Origin of the sequence: Amphritea japonica ATCC BAA-1530, assembly GCF_016592435.1 — a bacterium.
GTDB classification, from domain to species: Bacteria; Pseudomonadota; Gammaproteobacteria; order Pseudomonadales; family Balneatricaceae; genus Amphritea; species Amphritea japonica.
In genome coordinates this window covers 806,489-821,298 of sequence record NZ_AP014545.1, presented here as the reverse complement: position 1 = coordinate 821,298, position 14,810 = coordinate 806,489, and the positions used below count along the sequence as shown (strand labels likewise).

Sequence of the window (14,810 nt, the reverse complement as noted above, 5' to 3'; positions counted from 1 at the left end):
TTGATTTATATAAAATTATTTTCACATGAATTTGAATAATTCTTGTAAATTTCATAAGAACTAAAGCAGATTTCAGCACACATAAAAAAATCGCCTGACAGCGATTCTTTAATTATCAAATAGGCATATTACAACGCCAGGCTTTACATCTTTATTTCACTAATTTGAATAACAGGCTGGGCATCAGTGAAGTTGGGCAGATCCGCCATTATTTGCTTGGCGTGTGGGCCAAAGGCTTTTTGAAAAGTCCCGACTGACTCATATGTCATATGCCCCATAGCAACAAAAGCTGGCGCTTCTCCAGGTGCTCCGCCCGCCATTCCATAATCTACCGCACTCTCTTTTAATGCATCACCCAACAGTTCTGCAACCAAAGGCATATGAGTCTGACAATAGTAATCAATATCAAATTTCACATCAGCAGAGTTGGCGTACATGACACTTACTTTAATCATCTCTTATCCTTGTTCTTTATACATAGTGTTAAAAGGATTGTAGCTTATTAACCCGATTCATTTAGCCCTGATTAACCTCTTTCACTAAACCTGTTATCGCCATCGTTCTGCAAATAAGGTTCACCTCTCTAAAGCTTCACCTCTTTGCTATGACTCACACTACCAGCTAAGGCTTTACTGCTACTCCGGTTACTAGCTGACGAACTAAAACCGGAAACAAGTCGTGCTGATATCGTTGCGCTTCCTGGATATCAAATCCCGCCTGCCGAATATACTCTGCCGTGTCCCTATTCAGCTGACAGCCCCCTGCACAACGATGCCAATACGGGTTAAGACGGTGTTGCCAGCGTTGCACCTTCTCACTGTCGGCTAACACATGTTCAAAAAATAACAGGCTTCCGCCAGGCTTCAACACCCGCGCTATCTCAGACAGTACCTGTAAGGGCTCTGGTACCGAGCAGAGAACCAGAAAACAGACCACTGTATCGCAGCTGCTATCCGGTAGCGGTATCGCCATCGCATCAGCTACCAACAACTCAATTTTAGCTTGCTGCTTAGGTGGCAAAGCTGACAGCACCTTCCTTGCCCTGGCAACAACACTTGTATCGGGCTCTAACGCCAACAGTTGAGTCACTTGATGCTGGTAACAGGAAAAACTAGTACCGGTGCCCGCCCCCACCTCAAGAACCACACCCTCGGCCCGAGCAAGTAACTGATCCCGTTCCGGCGCAACCACCTTCGACACCCGGTCCAGCAACCAGGGGAATAACCAGCGATGATACGGGTTTATTCTGCGTAGACTCATCTCAGTGCATCCACTATTATTGGACTGTAACAACAAAAAATTCTTTTATTTTTCAGGAGCTTTACCTATGGCACGTATCAAAATTGATATGCCCGACAATTATAGCTTCAGCACCGAAATGCCGGTACGCATTAGCGATATTAACTACGGCGGACACCTGGGTAACGATGCCGTTCTGGCCATGGTACATGAAGCCAGGGTACGTTTTCTAAATTCATATAATTATGGTGAGCTGGATATCGAAGGGGCCGGCATTGTTATGACCGATTCAGCGATCGTCTATAAAGCTGAAGGCTTCCATGCCGACTTGGTGCAGATCGATATTGCGGTTGGTGACTTTAATAAATACGGTTGCGATATCTACTACCTATTAAGCAACAAAAAGACCGCCGTTGAGATCGCTCATGCTAAAACCGGCATCATCTTCTTCGACTACAATGAGCGTAAAGTTATCCCAGTACCTGAAGAGTTTCAGAACCGAATTGTAAAAATTGCCGAATAATTGCGCACTAAGCACACAATTTGTAACGCCGACTGATTAAGCTTTATACAGGAAAATAATCACTGAATGGTTTTTAACCCATAACCTAAAAGCCCCATGCTACGGGCTTTAGAATGGTTATCCCAGAGTTACACACAGCTTTGTGGCCCTGTTTCTGTTTATAACTAAAGATTAAAACGGCTGTGCATAAAACACCTACCTCTTAGGCAGGTGCAAATAAAAAAACCGCCATTTGGGCGGTTTTTTTTAACGTCAACTTAAGCCTTACTTATTCATACTCCTGGTATGCCATCGGCGCCAGGTTCTCAAATTTAGTAAACTGACCAATGAAGGCCAGACGATTACTACCGATCGGCCCGTTACGCTGCTTACCGATAATAATTTCAGCGATACCTTTATCTGGTGAGTCTTCGTTATAGACCTCATCCCGATAGATAAACATAATCACGTCAGCATCCTGCTCGATAGCACCCGATTCTCGCAAGTCCGAGTTAACCGGACGCTTATTCGGCCGTTGCTCCAAAGCTCGGTTAAGCTGTGACAGAGCAATTACCGGACACTCAAGCTCTTTCGCTAAAGCCTTAAGAGAGCGGGAAATCTCTGAAATCTCCGCAGTACGACCCTCACTATTCCCCCCCTTGAGTTGCATCAACTGAAGGTAATCGACCATGATCATAGCGATACCACCATGCTCACGAACAATCCGACGCGCCCGGTTACGCATCTCTGTTGGGCTAATTCCCGCAGTATCATCGATGAACAGAGGCTTATCCCGCAACATATTTACGGCAGTGGTCAGACGCGGCCAATCATCCTCTTCCAGCTTACCGGAACGTACCTTAGTCTGGTTAATTCGCCCCAACGAGGACAACATCCGCGTTACCAACTGATCCGCGGGCATCTCAAGACTGAAGACTAATACCGGCTTATCCTGCGCCATCAGCGCATTTTCAACCAGGTTCATTGCAAAAGTGGTTTTACCCATAGACGGTCGTGCCGCGACAATAATCAGATCAGAAGGCTGCATACCACCGGTCGCCTTATCCAGCTCATCAAAGCCAGTGGTCACTCCCGTCATCGCACCATCGGAATTAAACAGTTCATCAATTTTATCCACTGCTTTTTTCAGCAGTGGGTTTACGCCAATAGGGCCACCTTCATTGGGACGATCTTCAGCGATCTGGAAGATCATCTGTTCCGCTTCACTCAGAAGGTCACCACTGGCCCGACCTTCAGGCATAAAGGCGTTATCAGCAATTTCATGCGCAACATTGATCATCTTACGCAGTAACGCACGATCCCGGACAATCTCAGCATAAGCACGGATGTTAGAAGCACTGGGGGTGTTTCGAGCCAGTTCGACCAGATAGTCTAATCCACCCGCCGCATCAAGGTTACCGGTACGGTCCAGTTCTTCAGAGATAGTAACAACATCGATTGGCTGCATGTTGCCAACCAGTTTTTCGATGGTGCGGAAGATCAAACGGTGGTCATGACGATAGAACTGATCTTCCATCACGATTTCTGAAACAGTATCCCAGGCGTTGTTATCCAGCATCAATCCACCCAGCACAGACTGCTCGGCTTCCTGTGAATGGGGCGGGACTTTTACACCCTCCATATCTGCTGAATCAGGATCCAGATAATCCATAAAACCTTATACCTCGACAGAAACCAATAGCCGCTGAACAACTCAACAGCCCTAAAACAAAAAAAGCACTGCGCAGTATAATACTACGCAGTGCTTCTTAACTCACCTGATCTGATTAAATCAGATCAAAAGTAATGCTTAGTCGCCAACAACAATGATGCCGACATGAGCAGTTACTTCAGGGTGAAGCTGGATAGCAACTTCGAATTCACCAGTGTGACGCAATGCGCCTTCTGGCAAACGAACTTCGCTCTTAGAAATTTCGATGCCTGCCGCTGTGATCGCATCAGCGATATCAGCAGTACCGATAGATCCGAACAGCTTACCTTCGTCACCAGCTTTGGCTACGATAGACAGTTCGATTTCGTTCAGCTGGTCAGCACGAGCCTGAGCAGAGCTCAGTTTTTCAGAAGCAGCAGCTTCCAACTCAGCACGACGCGCTTCAAAAGTTTCCAGGTTACCAGCGTTAGCAGGAACAGCTTTGCCGAAAGGGATCAGGTAATTACGACCATAACCACGCTTAACGGAAACCTTGTCACCCAGGCCACCCAGTTTGCCAATTTTCTCGAGCAGAATAACTTCCATCTCGCAAACCTCTATATTTACTCTTGCCCATCAATGCATAACATCAACGGGCTGAAACTTGTTTAATCACCTGCACATCAAATAATGCAGGTTAACCGTAATTACTGGTGGCTGTCAGTGTATGGCAGCAGCGCAACGTAACGTGCACGCTTGATAGCAGTCGCCAGCTGACGCTGGTAACGAGCTTTAGTACCAGTGATACGGCTAGGAACGATTTTACCGGTTTCAGTGATGTAACCTTTAAGGGTATCCAGATCTTTGTAATCGATCTCAGTAACACCTTCAGCGGTAAAACGGCAGAATTTTCTACGACGGAAAAAACGAGCCATGGTATATCTCCTCTAAATAAATGTTAAACCGATTACTCGGCAGCAGCTTCTTTAGCAGCTGGAGCTTCAGCAACAGGTGCCTCTGCAGCAGGTGCTTCAGCAGCTGGAGCTTCTGCAGCAGGTGCAGGAGCTGGCTTCTCAGAACGATCATCGCGACGTGGACGACGCTCTTCACGGCCTTCGGCAGCTTTAATAGGAGATACATCTGTAACTGCATCTTTACGACGTACAACCATGTTACGGATAACCGCATCGTTGTAACGGAAGATGTTAGTTAACTCGTCCAGAGTTTCCTGAGCACATTCAACGTTCATCAGAACGTAGTGAGCTTTATGGATCTTGTTAATTGGGTAAGCCAGGTGACGACGGCCCCAATCTTCCAGACGATGAATTTGACCTTCAGATTCTTCAATCAGCTTGGTGTAACGCTCGACCATAGCTGGAACCTGTTCACTCTGATTCGGATGAACCAGAAAAACGATTTCGTAATGACGCATTATTGCTCCTTACGGTTTATGCAGCTTTCGCACCGTATCGAAAAACGGAAGAAAGCAAGGAGTTAAAGTTAGTTTCCTCTATGGCAAAGCCAAAGGGAGGCGAAATTATACGCGAATAATCGTAAAACACAAACCTGACAAAGGGTATCAGGCCAATAGAAAGGGCATTCGGATCAGATTTTGAAGCCTGCTTGCTTTGAAGACCCTATTTCACCGTCTGACTCATCTTGGCACAGAACAGTTGCCGGCTATGTTTATCCGGATCTTTACGGATCGAAGCCCAACAACTATTGGTATCCTTGAAGAGAGTAAACTTGTGCCCCTTACGCAGATCAATCAAATAAACCTGCTTATAAAAATCATGATCATTCCAATGACTAACCTTTAGATCCGTCTCAAGACAGGTATACCGGGAAACAATATTCACCCCTTTACGTTCAATCCGAACATAATGACGAAAGTAATTTTTACCGCGTTCATTGCCACGGATCTGAAAACGGACGAAGTCCTGACATTGATCAAGCGTCATAACCCGCTTATCTTCTAAAAGCACAGCGGTTGTTATGGGCGTACCTTTATAAGTAAAACCACCTAGCAGATAGATTTGAGACGGGTCTGCCAGCAACGGCTGAGCAACACACAGTAACCCCAATAATATCCATTTGCGTAACATTATTTTCCCCTTTATAAGCCGCAAAGCCGCTTTAAGAAAAAAGAGTATATATAAAAACCCTAATATAGGCACAAACTATTTTGTCTACTACCTATATAGAATTCACAAGCTAATTATTTCTACAGATCGCTGTCAATCTAAAAGAACTCTAATTGACCTATGGTTAACTTCATTCGATTGAGCTAAATCGGCCCCGGAACTCTCGCGGTGTCAGACCGATAATTTTAATAAATACTTTTCGAAAAGCACTAACATCGTCATACCCCACATTAAGCGATATCACTTCAATGCTATCAGACGACTCCTCTAAAGCCTCGCAGGCCTTACTAATCCGTAAATGTTGTATGTATTCCTTAGGCCTATATCCGGTCGCCTGAACAAAGCGACGAAGAAAAGTCCGCTCAGTCAAATAGCTGTCAGTTGCCAGCTGTTTCACTGTAACCGAGGTATCACTACAACTTTGCAGATAGTGCTGACTCTTAAGAATCACTTTATCACCGTGATCGAATGGGGGAATAAAACAACGATAGTAGCGTTGCTGACGAGGAGCAGTATCAACAACTAATCGCTTTCCCAGCAGTCTCATTAGCGCAGGGCTACCAAACTGTGCAACCAGCTCTAAGCCCATATCCAGCCAAGCCATCAGCCCACCAGCGGTAATCAAATCACCATCATTAATCAGTATTTTATTATCATCCACCTGCACTTCAGGAAAACTATTTGCCAGACGCTCAGCCAATATCCAGTGTGTTGTTGCCGGGCGCTGATTTAACAGACCTGTCTGCGCCAAAATAAAGGCTCCGGCACAAACGGAGCAAAGTATTGAACCTGAAGCGTGCATCTCTTTAAGCCAACGAGTTATCTGCTGTTGTTCATCGGTGTAGAAACTACCCGTGATACATGGAGGTATAATAACCACCTGCGGAATGCTCTTAAACTGATTATCTGCGCGACATGCCTGATCAACGTCTTCTAACTCAGAGCTTTCTAACACCTGTATATTAAACAACAGCGCCAGCGGCTGCTCCTGACCGAAACGACTCGCCAACTCGAATAACTCCCGCAGTCCCTCTATTGCAGACCTCATAACTCCGGGGTAGTACAAAATCACAATATTAATACTTTTCATAAAAGCCACAGATCTTGTCAGTTATTGCCTTAAATATGTCAAATATGACTCCAGTATAAAACTATGATCCGCTTGATAATAGCCATATCAACTGACGCTGACCGAAGAGAGATAGATATGACACAACCACAAACTGCCCTGCTGTTAATCGACTTTCAGAACGACTATTTTCCTAATGGAAAATGGGAGCTGGAGAACATCCAATCTGCGGCAGAAAACGGAGCCAAACTACTCGCCGTTTTCCGTGAGCAGAACAGACCCATCGTGCATGTTCGTCATGAGTTTAAGTCGGATGACGCCCCCTTCTTTCTCCCGGGATCAGAAGGAGCGAAGATTCACGCCAGCGTTGCAGCCCAGGGCAATGAAGCGATCGTTTTAAAGCACTCAGCTAACAGTTTTAAAGAGACAAGCCTAAAAGAGATTCTGGATACTCTAAAGGTAGAAAACCTGATTATTGCCGGAGCGATGAGCCATATGTGTATTGATGCCGGCGCCCGCGCGGCTGCAGACCTGGGTTACAACGTAATAATCGCTCAAGACGCCTGCGCCACCCGCGCCCAAGAATTTAACGGTGTAACAGTACCCGCCGAACAGGTGCATGCATCTTTTATGGCAGCACTAGCGTTTGCCTATGCCCGGGTTGAAAATACTCACGTATTGCTAAGCGAATTAGTTTAATAAAAAATCTAAAAAAACCGCCTTTATCGGCGGTTTTTAACTTTAGCCTTTCCTGCAAGAAAATCTTATTCGACTTCTACAATCTCAAAGCTATGGGTAATCTCTACCCCGCCTTTTTCCAGCATGAGCGAAGCTGAGCAGTACTGTTCGGCCGAAAGTTTAACGGCACGTTCCACCTTCTTCTCATTCAGGCCCCGGCCAGAAACAACAAACTTCACATGAATTTTTGTAAATACCGCAGGAACTTCATCGGCTCGTTCAGCATCGATTTCAGCAACACAATCCACGACATCCTGACGAGTCTTCTTCAGAATACCGATCACATCATAAGAGGTGCAACCGCCCAAGCCTAACAGCAACAATTCCATCGGACGAGGGCCTTGCTTCAGTTCACCATCAAGGGTGATATCAAAACCGGAACCGGTCGTTCCTTTGAAACGAACATCGCCGTCCCATTTTACTTTTGCTTGCATAGTCTCTGTATCTTCTTAATTAAAACTTTATTATTTAAATAGCTCAGCTAATTTGGCACCCGGATCTTCAGCCCGCATAAAGGTTTCACCCACCAAAAAACTATCAACATTGTGTTCCCGCATCGCAATAACATCTTCGCGACCCAAAATACCACTTTCAGTAATAACAATACGATCTTCGGGAACCATATCCAACAGGTCAAAAGTATGACTCAGTGAAAGTTCGAAGCTGTGCAGGTCACGATTATTAATTCCAACCAAGCGATTACCCAGCGGCAATGAACGTTCTAGCTCAGCCTTATTATGAACTTCGATCAGGACATCCATACCCAACTCAATGGCCAACGCATTGAGGTCAGCCATCTGCTGGTCACCGAGTGCAGCCACAATCAACAGGATACAATCAGCTCCAATAGCACGGGCTTCATACACCTGATAAGGATCAACAATAAAATCTTTACGTATAACGGGCAGGGAACAGGCAGCTCGGGCTTCCATTAGATAAGCCTCGCTCCCCTGAAAGTAATCCGCATCAGTCAGTACCGACAAACAGCTGGCACCACCTGCTTCGTATGACTGGGCAATATCTGCAGGAATAAATGAATCTCGAATCACCCCTTTAGACGGGCTGGCTTTCTTTGCCTCAGCAATAATCGCTGAACGACCTTCAGTCAAAGCCTTAGCCATGCTCGCGACAAAACCACGAGGGTCCGTAGCACTGCCCCGCTGTTCATCAATCTGCTTTTTAAGATCATCGATGCTAACTTTTGCCTGACGCTCGGCAACTTCTTCGTGCTTGCGGGCAATTATTTTCTTCAGAATAGTGGGAGTATCAGGATTGTTCATTATTCGCCCTTAAAGCCTTGCGTAAAGTCGGCCAGTTGTTTCATTTTTGCGGCCGCTGCGCCACTTAGTATTGTCTCTTTCGCTTTGGCCACCCCGGCCTTCAGGTCTTCAGCCAGATCAGCCGCGTAAAGTGCTGCACCTGCATTCAGTGCAATCATATCGACCGCTTTCATATTGTCACCGGCAAAGGCCGCTTCAATCAAAGCCCGGCTCTCAGCAGAGCTACTGACCTGTAAGCCGTCAAGCGATTGCACATCCAACCCAGCGTCAACTGCATTTATTCTGTATTCGTGGATTGCACCATTTTTCAGTTCAGCAACATAGCTATCCGTCGCCAGACTTAGTTCATCCAGACCATCACACGCATGAACCACCAGCGCGTGTTTGGCTCCCAGCGCCAACAAAGCTTCAGCCATGGGAAGACACAATGACTTATCAAAAACACCCAGAAGATAATGCTTAGCAGAGGCTGGATTAGTCAGCGGCCCAAGAATATTAAACAAAGTACGCAGGCCCATCTCTTTACGCGGGCCAATTGCATACTTCATCGCACTATGGTGTTGCGGCGCAAACATAAAGCCCACACCCACTTCATCAATACAACGCCCCACCTGTTCAGGTGTAATGGCCAGATTCACGCCTGCCGCTTCAAGCAGATCTGCAGCGCCAGAGCTTGAAGACACTGAACGATTACCGTGTTTTGCAACATTGCCTCCAGCGGCCGCAACAACGAAAGAAGACGCACTGGAAACGTTAAACAGATTAGATTCATCTCCCCCCGTTCCAACGATATCCACTGCATTGTTTGCTTTGACGCTGACAGGAATCGCCAAAGCGCGCATAGCTTCCGCGGCACCGGTGATCTCATCGACCGCTTCACCCTTCATCCGCAGGGCGATCAGTAATCCACCGATCTGCGCATCGGTCGCATTTCCCGTCATAATCTGGTTCATAACAGCTTTCATCTGCTCAGCCGTCAGATCCTGACGATCAACAGTTACCGTCAGCGCTTGTTGAATATCCATCGCATGATTACCTGCTTCAATAATTATTTTTTTCGCTTAATAAAATTAGCCAGAAGATCATGACCCTGCTGGGTCAGAATAGACTCTGGATGAAACTGAACGCCTTCGATATCCAGCTCTTTATGCCGTACACCCATAATTTCGTCCATAGATCCATCTTCATTCTGAGTCCAGGCAGTCATTTCAAGGCAATCTGGCAGAGTCTTTTTATCAATCACCAGCGAGTGATAACGGGTGACCGAGACAGGATTTTCCAACCCCTTAAATACGCCGGTATTGTTATGAAACACAGGAGAGACCTTACCGTGCATCACTTGCCGTGCGCGGACAATATCCCCACCAAAGGCCTGAGCCATGCTCTGATGACCAAGACAGATGCCGAAGATAGGCAGCTTACCGGCAAAGTGATTGATCGCAGCAACCGAGATACCCGCTTCATTAGGAGTACAGGGGCCTGGTGAGATAACCAGCTGCTCCGGATTCAACGCTTCAATCTGTTCAATCGTAATCTCATCATTACGATGGACCTGAACATCAGCACCTAATTCACCCAGATACTGTACGACGTTATAGGTAAACGAGTCGTAGTTATCTATCATTAACAACATATTGGACCTGACCTGTTGGATTCAGAACATTACACAAAAGAGCCGATAATATTACCGCAAGCAGCAGCAGGATCATATATAAGGGAAAAGCCTTAACGAAATATTATTCCCGATCCGGAATAAATTTTACCCTGATATCAAATAGGTTCTATACCGTTGTTATGATTCTTCCACGCTAAATATAAGATATTCATTAACTTTTTGGGAAAGTTTCAGCTTAATTTCATGTTCGCTGGATATAGTTAGCCCACATTGAGTGAGTCTCCAGACAGGTGACCACTGTAGCAACCAAAATATGAATATTAACTAAACATCAGGGGCCGTCAGCATGAAATCATTCGTTAACCAAAAAAACACTTTCAGCTCGCTGTTTACACTATTGCTCGTGATGTTCTCTTTCCAGGCACAAGCCAAAAATGCAATCTATACATCCTTCTTCAGTAATGTCGCTGTTTCAGGCTACGACACTGTTGCCTATTTTACTGACGACAAAGCCACTAAAGGCAGCAGCCAATATTCAACCGAGTACAAGGGCGTTAAGTGGCAGTTCAAAAACGCGGAAAACCTGGCAGCATTTAAGCAGGCTCCTGAAAAGTATGCACCCCAGTACGGCGGCTACTGCGCCTGGGCCGTTGCCAATAATGATACAGCCTCCGGTGATCCGCAGCAGTGGACTATTGAAGATGGCAAATTATATCTCAACTACGATGCCAGCATTCAGGCCAAATGGCTGAAAGACAAATCCAACCTGATTCAACAAGCTGACAACAACTGGCCTGCGGTTATTCGATAAGCCGACGAACTGTTACTCACATTTTTTAAAAAGGATTTACCATGAAATCTCGAATTATCTCTATCGCCAGCTGGGTCATTATTCTCTGGATAGCAAAAGTATTCTTAAGCTCTCTGCCCTATAAGTTCACAGGTCACCCGGATACTCAGCATATCTTTTCCACTATCGGTGGCTGGATGAGCAATACAATTTCTACTGGTCTGGGTCACTGGTTTACTCAATACGGCGCTTACGCTGTAGGCTCTGCCGAACTGATTGTATCTATAATCCTGTTGTCGCCAGCAGTGTTCTTTCTCCTTAAAAAGTTGAACCTGATAAGCAAGACGCCTGCTCGGGAAATTATTCACAGCATCGGTGGAGTTATGGCTTCATCGGTTATGTTGGGAGCCGTATTTTTCCATCTGGCAACACCCCTGGGCATTGTTGTGCTGCATAACGGGCAGAGCGATAACGGCTCGTTGTTTTTTGCCGCAGTATCAATTCTGATTCTGGGTATTACAATGGCTCTGGTTAACTATACTCACTGGCGTTCGCTGAAATCTGCCAGCTGAACAACGTTACTTAGGTTAACCTGCTTACATTAAGCACCGGTCCACTGGTCATACATTACTTACTGAGAGCTAACGGGCTTTTATGATTATTCGAATAGTACTGGTAATTTCATACATTGCTTCCTGCATCCGATTGAGAGCTAAGCCCTGGCGCTACTTTCAGCTTAATGCTGACTATTTCAATAAAGCGAAAGGCCTCTATTCGAAGCAGGATATAAATGACCTGATCCCTGAACAGTGGCGCTTATCTCAATGGATAGATAAGCCCACAACAGAGACTACAGACAACCCGAACATTACCGCTGAGTCCTATCCTCTTTTTGTGAAGCCCGAATGGGGACAAAACTCGCAAGGCATACTGCGGGCTGATAATGCTGAAGAGTTAGCCCGAATACGCGCGCAACGTAATACCAAACAGCCAATGCAATACCTGATTCAGGAAGGGGCTAAAGGCAAAATTGAGTTTGAAATTTTTGCTATTCCCAGTGATAAGTCAGCTGTTCGTTACGCCATGCTATCAGTCACTCAGGTTATAAATCATAGCGATGATGATTATCCGATCAACGGCATCTACAACCAGCAAACTGAGTATCTGGATATCACTGAAAAGTTAAGTCAGGATCAACGCGATCAGCTCTGGGATTATATCAAGGCGATAGGCCGCTTTAGAATATCCCGGGTCGGCGTACGCGCTGATTCTATCAATCAACTGATCGCTGGCGATTTTAAAGTGATTGAGATCAATCTGTTCCTGCCAATGCCATTGGTTCTATTGACCTCAAACACAAGCACTCGCGACAAGTACAAAGCCGCGCTGAAATGTACCTGGTTACTGGCTAGAAACACTAAAACGTTGCCAAGCATTAAAAAAGAGCCGGTTATATTTTTTAAGAAGCTCGCTTTTATCCGACGCACTAACCGGACTGATTAAGGACATATTTGATGCAAGCAATAAAAAAAGCGGTCTACAGCTGGATCAGCCAGAAATTTATGGATGGCTGTAGCAGCTATAACAATCTTGATGTCAGAAAGAGTTGCCGTTCTAAAGAGCAGGCACGGGCGGTGTTTGACCAGGGTAATGTTCCCCATGCCAAAGGGCTGATCTTTTTTAACCCGTTCAAAGCCCATAATTTTGCTAAGCAACACGGCTTCCCTCTGGTCATTAAGCCAAATGTAAGTGGCTATTCCCGTGGCAGTTACTTTCCGATCAATAACTACCGCGAGCTCTGGAAAGCGATACTCCTGGCTAAGATCTGGTGGCCCACAACGGTAGTCGAGCAGTACCTAAAGGGCTGCAACTATCGGGTTGTCGCCATTAAGGGGGAATTGATGTCTGTCATTGAACGTTATCCGCCAACGGTAACCGGTAATGGCGCACTCAGCATCGAGGCGCTAATTGATGAAGAGAATGCAGTACGGACAGCAATGAAGCTGTATCCAACTATCTACCCGATTCAGAAAAACGAGCAGACGATTAACTTTCTGAAAAAACAGAACCTTAGCCTGGACTCTGTCCCCGCTTCAGGTGAGGTGATCACTTTGTTCTATCGTATTTCACTGGCCCCTGGCGGCACTGTGAGAACAATCGATAAAAGTACTATCCCAGAAGACAATAAACAGTTGTTTCTCAATGTACTGGAAATGTTCGACGCTAACATTCTGGGTATCGACGTTATTTTTGAAAAAGGTATCGAGCACTCCTATAAAGATCAGAAGTGTATCTTCCTCGAGGTGAATTCCCGCCCCTATCTGAAGATGCATGACTACCCCCGCTTTGGTGAAAAAGAGGATCTGACACCTTATTACCAAAAGCTGGATCAACTCGACATCAGTAACGCAGACACCTACTGATGAATACTATCGCGCGTAATTTCTTCCAGTTTGCCGGGGTCCATTCCCTATTGATAGGCCTGCTGCCTTTTTTTATCCCCGTGCTGCTGTTGCAGCGGGGTAATACGATAGAGGCCATCGCCCTGTTTATCGCATTAACCGGCCTGAGTTTTATCTTTTCGCTGAAACTCTGGGAAAAAGTCTATCAAAAAGCCAACTGGCGGCTGATTACCGCAGCCTCTTTTATGACAGAAATTTGTCTGGTCGCCGCACTACTGTATATCGATGGTATTCAGTTACTGGTGTTAGCGGCCCTGCTGAATGGCGCCTACAACTGTTTCTACTGGACCACTCAGCGGGTGCTATTCAGCACCATGACCACCGAACCAGCTCAATCCTCTGACTCAGCATCCGATGGGCAGCCATCAGCCAATCACCAGACCGGCCGCCACTATGGCAACTTTCAGATTATGGTCGTGGTACTGTTAAAACTGGGGATTCTGATAAGTGTATTCCTGCTCGAAGGTGGCTATGAATTTCAGCTATTCGTACTGAGCACCGTAATTTCTGGCGGCGCTATGTTGTGGTTTTTACGCACCAGTAATACTACAACCCTAGCCACCATCAACGAGACTTTAAGCCGCTCATCCAGCAGGCATGATAGCTTAACCGAATCAGCCACAACCAGCGGCTCTGTACAGGCCCAAAGCCACTACCAGTCTATTTTTAAATTCAAAGATAACCATAACTCAGCGGTCGTTTTTTATCTTGATGGCGTATTCCTGTTCCTGGAAAGTTATTTCTGGATAATCTCTCTGTATTACATTACCCAGGAAAATATTAAGCAGTTAGGCCTGATTGTCGTGTTACTGACGGTATTCTTGTCGGTTATATTCTTCCTGCTGAAAAACAGAATCGACGCGATCGACCGCAACAAAATCTATGTCATTGCAGTCGTGTTCTATGCGGCTTCCTGGTTATTACGCAGCATGCTGGATAACAGCATGCCGGATTACTGGATCTACCCGGCGATTTTGGTTATCGCCTTCCTGACGACCTTCTTCCGATTAAGCTTTAATAAGCGTTTCTTCGATAACGCCCGCCAGCTACGTCCGCTTAATTATCTGCTAGCGAAAAGCTATCTGTCACAAACAGGCATCGTCATTTTCTTCACTCTAATCGCCCTGCTTGCTTCTTATTTTGAGGATGTTCAGTCTGCGTTGGCATCAACCTATCTGATACTCACTCCTATCGCATTAATATATCTGGTCTATAGCGTACCTAAAGAAGCGGTAAACAGATCTCCCACTGAAGAAGAAAGCAGGGCTTCAGTCACAGCACCACCCCAGAATTTACAGTTTAGTAAGACGGAAAATTAAC

General features: G+C 45.8%; 19 protein-coding genes. 7 read left to right on the top strand and 12 right to left on the bottom strand.

Going from position 1 to position 14,810, the window contains the following annotated elements; all coding sequences use genetic code 11:
- Nucleotides 1-143: 143 nt before the first annotated feature.
- Together AMJAP_RS03765 and AMJAP_RS03760 are read right to left on the bottom strand one after the other, a co-directional pair.
- Entirely contained in the window at nt 144-455 is a 312-nt protein-coding gene (locus AMJAP_RS03765; protein ID WP_019622443.1) for an EthD family reductase, read from the bottom strand.
- Nucleotides 456-621: 166 nt separating this feature from the next.
- Nucleotides 622-1,260, bottom strand: coding sequence for a class I SAM-dependent methyltransferase (locus AMJAP_RS03760; RefSeq protein ID WP_019622442.1), 639 nt, complete (start codon nt 1,258-1,260; stop codon nt 622-624).
- A gap of 67 nt (nt 1,261-1,327) precedes the next feature.
- Between AMJAP_RS03760 and AMJAP_RS03755 the strand changes: the two genes are divergently transcribed.
- On the top strand, nt 1,328-1,762 hold the full coding sequence (locus AMJAP_RS03755) for an acyl-CoA thioesterase (protein WP_019622441.1): 435 nt from the start codon (nt 1,328-1,330) through the stop codon (nt 1,760-1,762).
- Between the two features lie 268 nt (nt 1,763-2,030).
- Here AMJAP_RS03755 and dnaB read toward each other — a convergent pair whose 3' ends face one another.
- From dnaB to AMJAP_RS03725, 6 genes are all read right to left on the bottom strand, one after another.
- Nucleotides 2,031-3,413: a replicative DNA helicase gene (gene dnaB / locus AMJAP_RS03750; protein ID WP_019622440.1), complete on the bottom strand. Its 1,383-nt coding sequence runs from the start codon at nt 3,411-3,413 to the stop codon at nt 2,031-2,033.
- 138 nt (nt 3,414-3,551) lie between these two features.
- Nucleotides 3,552-3,998: a 50S ribosomal protein L9 gene (rplI, locus tag AMJAP_RS03745; protein ID WP_019622439.1), complete on the bottom strand. Its 447-nt coding sequence runs from the start codon at nt 3,996-3,998 to the stop codon at nt 3,552-3,554.
- 101 nt (nt 3,999-4,099) lie between these two features.
- Nucleotides 4,100-4,327, bottom strand: coding sequence for a 30S ribosomal protein S18 (gene rpsR / locus AMJAP_RS03740; protein WP_019622438.1), 228 nt, complete (start codon nt 4,325-4,327; stop codon nt 4,100-4,102).
- Nucleotides 4,328-4,359: 32 nt separating this feature from the next.
- Nucleotides 4,360-4,824, bottom strand: a complete 465-nt coding sequence (rpsF, locus tag AMJAP_RS03735) for a 30S ribosomal protein S6 (RefSeq protein WP_019622437.1) — start codon at nt 4,822-4,824, stop codon at nt 4,360-4,362.
- Nucleotides 4,825-5,029: 205 nt separating this feature from the next.
- Nucleotides 5,030-5,497: a hypothetical protein gene (locus AMJAP_RS03730; protein WP_019622436.1), complete on the bottom strand. Its 468-nt coding sequence runs from the start codon at nt 5,495-5,497 to the stop codon at nt 5,030-5,032.
- A 169-nt stretch (nt 5,498-5,666) separates the two neighbouring features.
- Entirely contained in the window at nt 5,667-6,584 is a 918-nt protein-coding gene (locus AMJAP_RS03725) for a GlxA family transcriptional regulator (RefSeq protein ID WP_236588742.1), read from the bottom strand.
- Between the two features lie 159 nt (nt 6,585-6,743).
- On the opposite strand from AMJAP_RS03725, the gene AMJAP_RS03720 reads away from it, so the two are divergent.
- Nucleotides 6,744-7,304 carry a cysteine hydrolase family protein gene (locus AMJAP_RS03720; protein WP_019622434.1) on the top strand — a complete coding sequence of 187 codons (561 nt, stop codon included), beginning with the start codon at nt 6,744-6,746 and terminating at the stop codon, nt 7,302-7,304.
- A gap of 65 nt (nt 7,305-7,369) precedes the next feature.
- Here the strand turns inward: AMJAP_RS03720 and AMJAP_RS03715 are convergent, their stop codons facing one another.
- Genes AMJAP_RS03715 through AMJAP_RS03700 form a run of 4 tightly spaced genes read right to left on the bottom strand, consistent with a single transcriptional unit; the run spans nt 7,370 to nt 10,256 of the window.
- Nucleotides 7,370-7,777: an OsmC family protein gene (locus tag AMJAP_RS03715; protein WP_019622433.1), complete on the bottom strand. Its 408-nt coding sequence runs from the start codon at nt 7,775-7,777 to the stop codon at nt 7,370-7,372.
- A 30-nt stretch (nt 7,778-7,807) separates the two neighbouring features.
- Nucleotides 7,808-8,623, bottom strand: coding sequence for an indole-3-glycerol phosphate synthase TrpC (gene trpC, locus AMJAP_RS03710; RefSeq protein WP_019622432.1), 816 nt, complete (start codon nt 8,621-8,623; stop codon nt 7,808-7,810).
- Complete coding sequence (trpD, locus tag AMJAP_RS03705) at nt 8,623-9,648, bottom strand: anthranilate phosphoribosyltransferase (RefSeq protein WP_019622431.1); 1,026 nt, start codon at nt 9,646-9,648, stop codon at nt 8,623-8,625. Before trpD ends, trpC begins: the two co-directional genes overlap by 1 nt.
- 23 nt (nt 9,649-9,671) lie before the next feature.
- A complete protein-coding gene (locus tag AMJAP_RS03700; RefSeq protein ID WP_019622430.1) occupies nt 9,672-10,256 on the bottom strand; it encodes an aminodeoxychorismate/anthranilate synthase component II in 585 nt (194 codons plus the stop codon).
- 328 nt (nt 10,257-10,584) lie between these two features.
- Here AMJAP_RS03700 and AMJAP_RS03695 point away from each other — a divergent pair, with 328 nt between their 5' ends.
- The 5 genes from AMJAP_RS03695 (at nt 10,585) to AMJAP_RS03675 (ending at nt 14,809) form a co-directional block, all read left to right on the top strand.
- Nucleotides 10,585-11,049, top strand: a complete 465-nt coding sequence (locus AMJAP_RS03695; protein WP_019622429.1) for a YHS domain-containing (seleno)protein — start codon at nt 10,585-10,587, stop codon at nt 11,047-11,049.
- A 41-nt stretch (nt 11,050-11,090) separates the two neighbouring features.
- Nucleotides 11,091-11,600: a hypothetical protein gene (locus AMJAP_RS03690; RefSeq protein ID WP_019622428.1), complete on the top strand. Its 510-nt coding sequence runs from the start codon at nt 11,091-11,093 to the stop codon at nt 11,598-11,600.
- 82 nt (nt 11,601-11,682) lie between these two features.
- Nucleotides 11,683-12,531: a D-alanine--D-alanine ligase family protein gene (locus AMJAP_RS03685; RefSeq protein WP_019622427.1), complete on the top strand. Its 849-nt coding sequence runs from the start codon at nt 11,683-11,685 to the stop codon at nt 12,529-12,531.
- A gap of 11 nt (nt 12,532-12,542) precedes the next feature.
- Nucleotides 12,543-13,451 (top strand): hypothetical protein, encoded by a 909-nt coding sequence (locus tag AMJAP_RS03680; RefSeq protein ID WP_019622426.1) that lies wholly within the window; start codon nt 12,543-12,545, stop codon nt 13,449-13,451.
- Nucleotides 13,451-14,809: a hypothetical protein gene (locus tag AMJAP_RS03675; protein WP_019622425.1), complete on the top strand. Its 1,359-nt coding sequence runs from the start codon at nt 13,451-13,453 to the stop codon at nt 14,807-14,809. Before AMJAP_RS03680 ends, AMJAP_RS03675 begins: the two co-directional genes overlap by 1 nt.
- Nucleotide 14,810 lies beyond the last annotated feature (1 nt).

What these genes read in the sequence shown, in the direction of transcription:
- trpC (WP_019622432.1), bottom strand. Translation starts at nt 8,623, where the DNA reads ATGAACAATCCTGATACTCCCACTATTCTGAAGAAAATAATTGCCCGC.
- AMJAP_RS03675 (WP_019622425.1), top strand. Translation starts at nt 13,451, where the DNA reads ATGAATACTATCGCGCGTAATTTCTTCCAGTTTGCCGGGGTCCATTCC.
- AMJAP_RS03755 (WP_019622441.1), top strand. Translation starts at nt 1,328, where the DNA reads ATGGCACGTATCAAAATTGATATGCCCGACAATTATAGCTTCAGCACC.
- AMJAP_RS03700 (WP_019622430.1), bottom strand. Translation starts at nt 10,256, where the DNA reads ATGTTGTTAATGATAGATAACTACGACTCGTTTACCTATAACGTCGTA.
- AMJAP_RS03680 (WP_019622426.1), top strand. Translation starts at nt 12,543, where the DNA reads ATGCAAGCAATAAAAAAAGCGGTCTACAGCTGGATCAGCCAGAAATTT.
- dnaB (WP_019622440.1), bottom strand. Translation starts at nt 3,413, where the DNA reads ATGGATTATCTGGATCCTGATTCAGCAGATATGGAGGGTGTAAAAGTC.
- trpD (WP_019622431.1), bottom strand. Translation starts at nt 9,648, where the DNA reads ATGGATATTCAACAAGCGCTGACGGTAACTGTTGATCGTCAGGATCTG.
- AMJAP_RS03685 (WP_019622427.1), top strand. Translation starts at nt 11,683, where the DNA reads ATGATTATTCGAATAGTACTGGTAATTTCATACATTGCTTCCTGCATC.
- AMJAP_RS03730 (WP_019622436.1), bottom strand. Translation starts at nt 5,497, where the DNA reads ATGTTACGCAAATGGATATTATTGGGGTTACTGTGTGTTGCTCAGCCG.
- AMJAP_RS03725 (WP_236588742.1), bottom strand. Translation starts at nt 6,584, where the DNA reads ATGAGGTCTGCAATAGAGGGACTGCGGGAGTTATTCGAGTTGGCGAGT.
- rpsR (WP_019622438.1), bottom strand. Translation starts at nt 4,327, where the DNA reads ATGGCTCGTTTTTTCCGTCGTAGAAAATTCTGCCGTTTTACCGCTGAA.
- AMJAP_RS03765 (WP_019622443.1), bottom strand. Translation starts at nt 455, where the DNA reads ATGATTAAAGTAAGTGTCATGTACGCCAACTCTGCTGATGTGAAATTT.
- rpsF (WP_019622437.1), bottom strand. Translation starts at nt 4,824, where the DNA reads ATGCGTCATTACGAAATCGTTTTTCTGGTTCATCCGAATCAGAGTGAA.
- AMJAP_RS03695 (WP_019622429.1), top strand. Translation starts at nt 10,585, where the DNA reads ATGAAATCATTCGTTAACCAAAAAAACACTTTCAGCTCGCTGTTTACA.
- AMJAP_RS03720 (WP_019622434.1), top strand. Translation starts at nt 6,744, where the DNA reads ATGACACAACCACAAACTGCCCTGCTGTTAATCGACTTTCAGAACGAC.
- AMJAP_RS03690 (WP_019622428.1), top strand. Translation starts at nt 11,091, where the DNA reads ATGAAATCTCGAATTATCTCTATCGCCAGCTGGGTCATTATTCTCTGG.
- AMJAP_RS03715 (WP_019622433.1), bottom strand. Translation starts at nt 7,777, where the DNA reads ATGCAAGCAAAAGTAAAATGGGACGGCGATGTTCGTTTCAAAGGAACG.
- AMJAP_RS03760 (WP_019622442.1), bottom strand. Translation starts at nt 1,260, where the DNA reads ATGAGTCTACGCAGAATAAACCCGTATCATCGCTGGTTATTCCCCTGG.
- rplI (WP_019622439.1), bottom strand. Translation starts at nt 3,998, where the DNA reads ATGGAAGTTATTCTGCTCGAGAAAATTGGCAAACTGGGTGGCCTGGGT.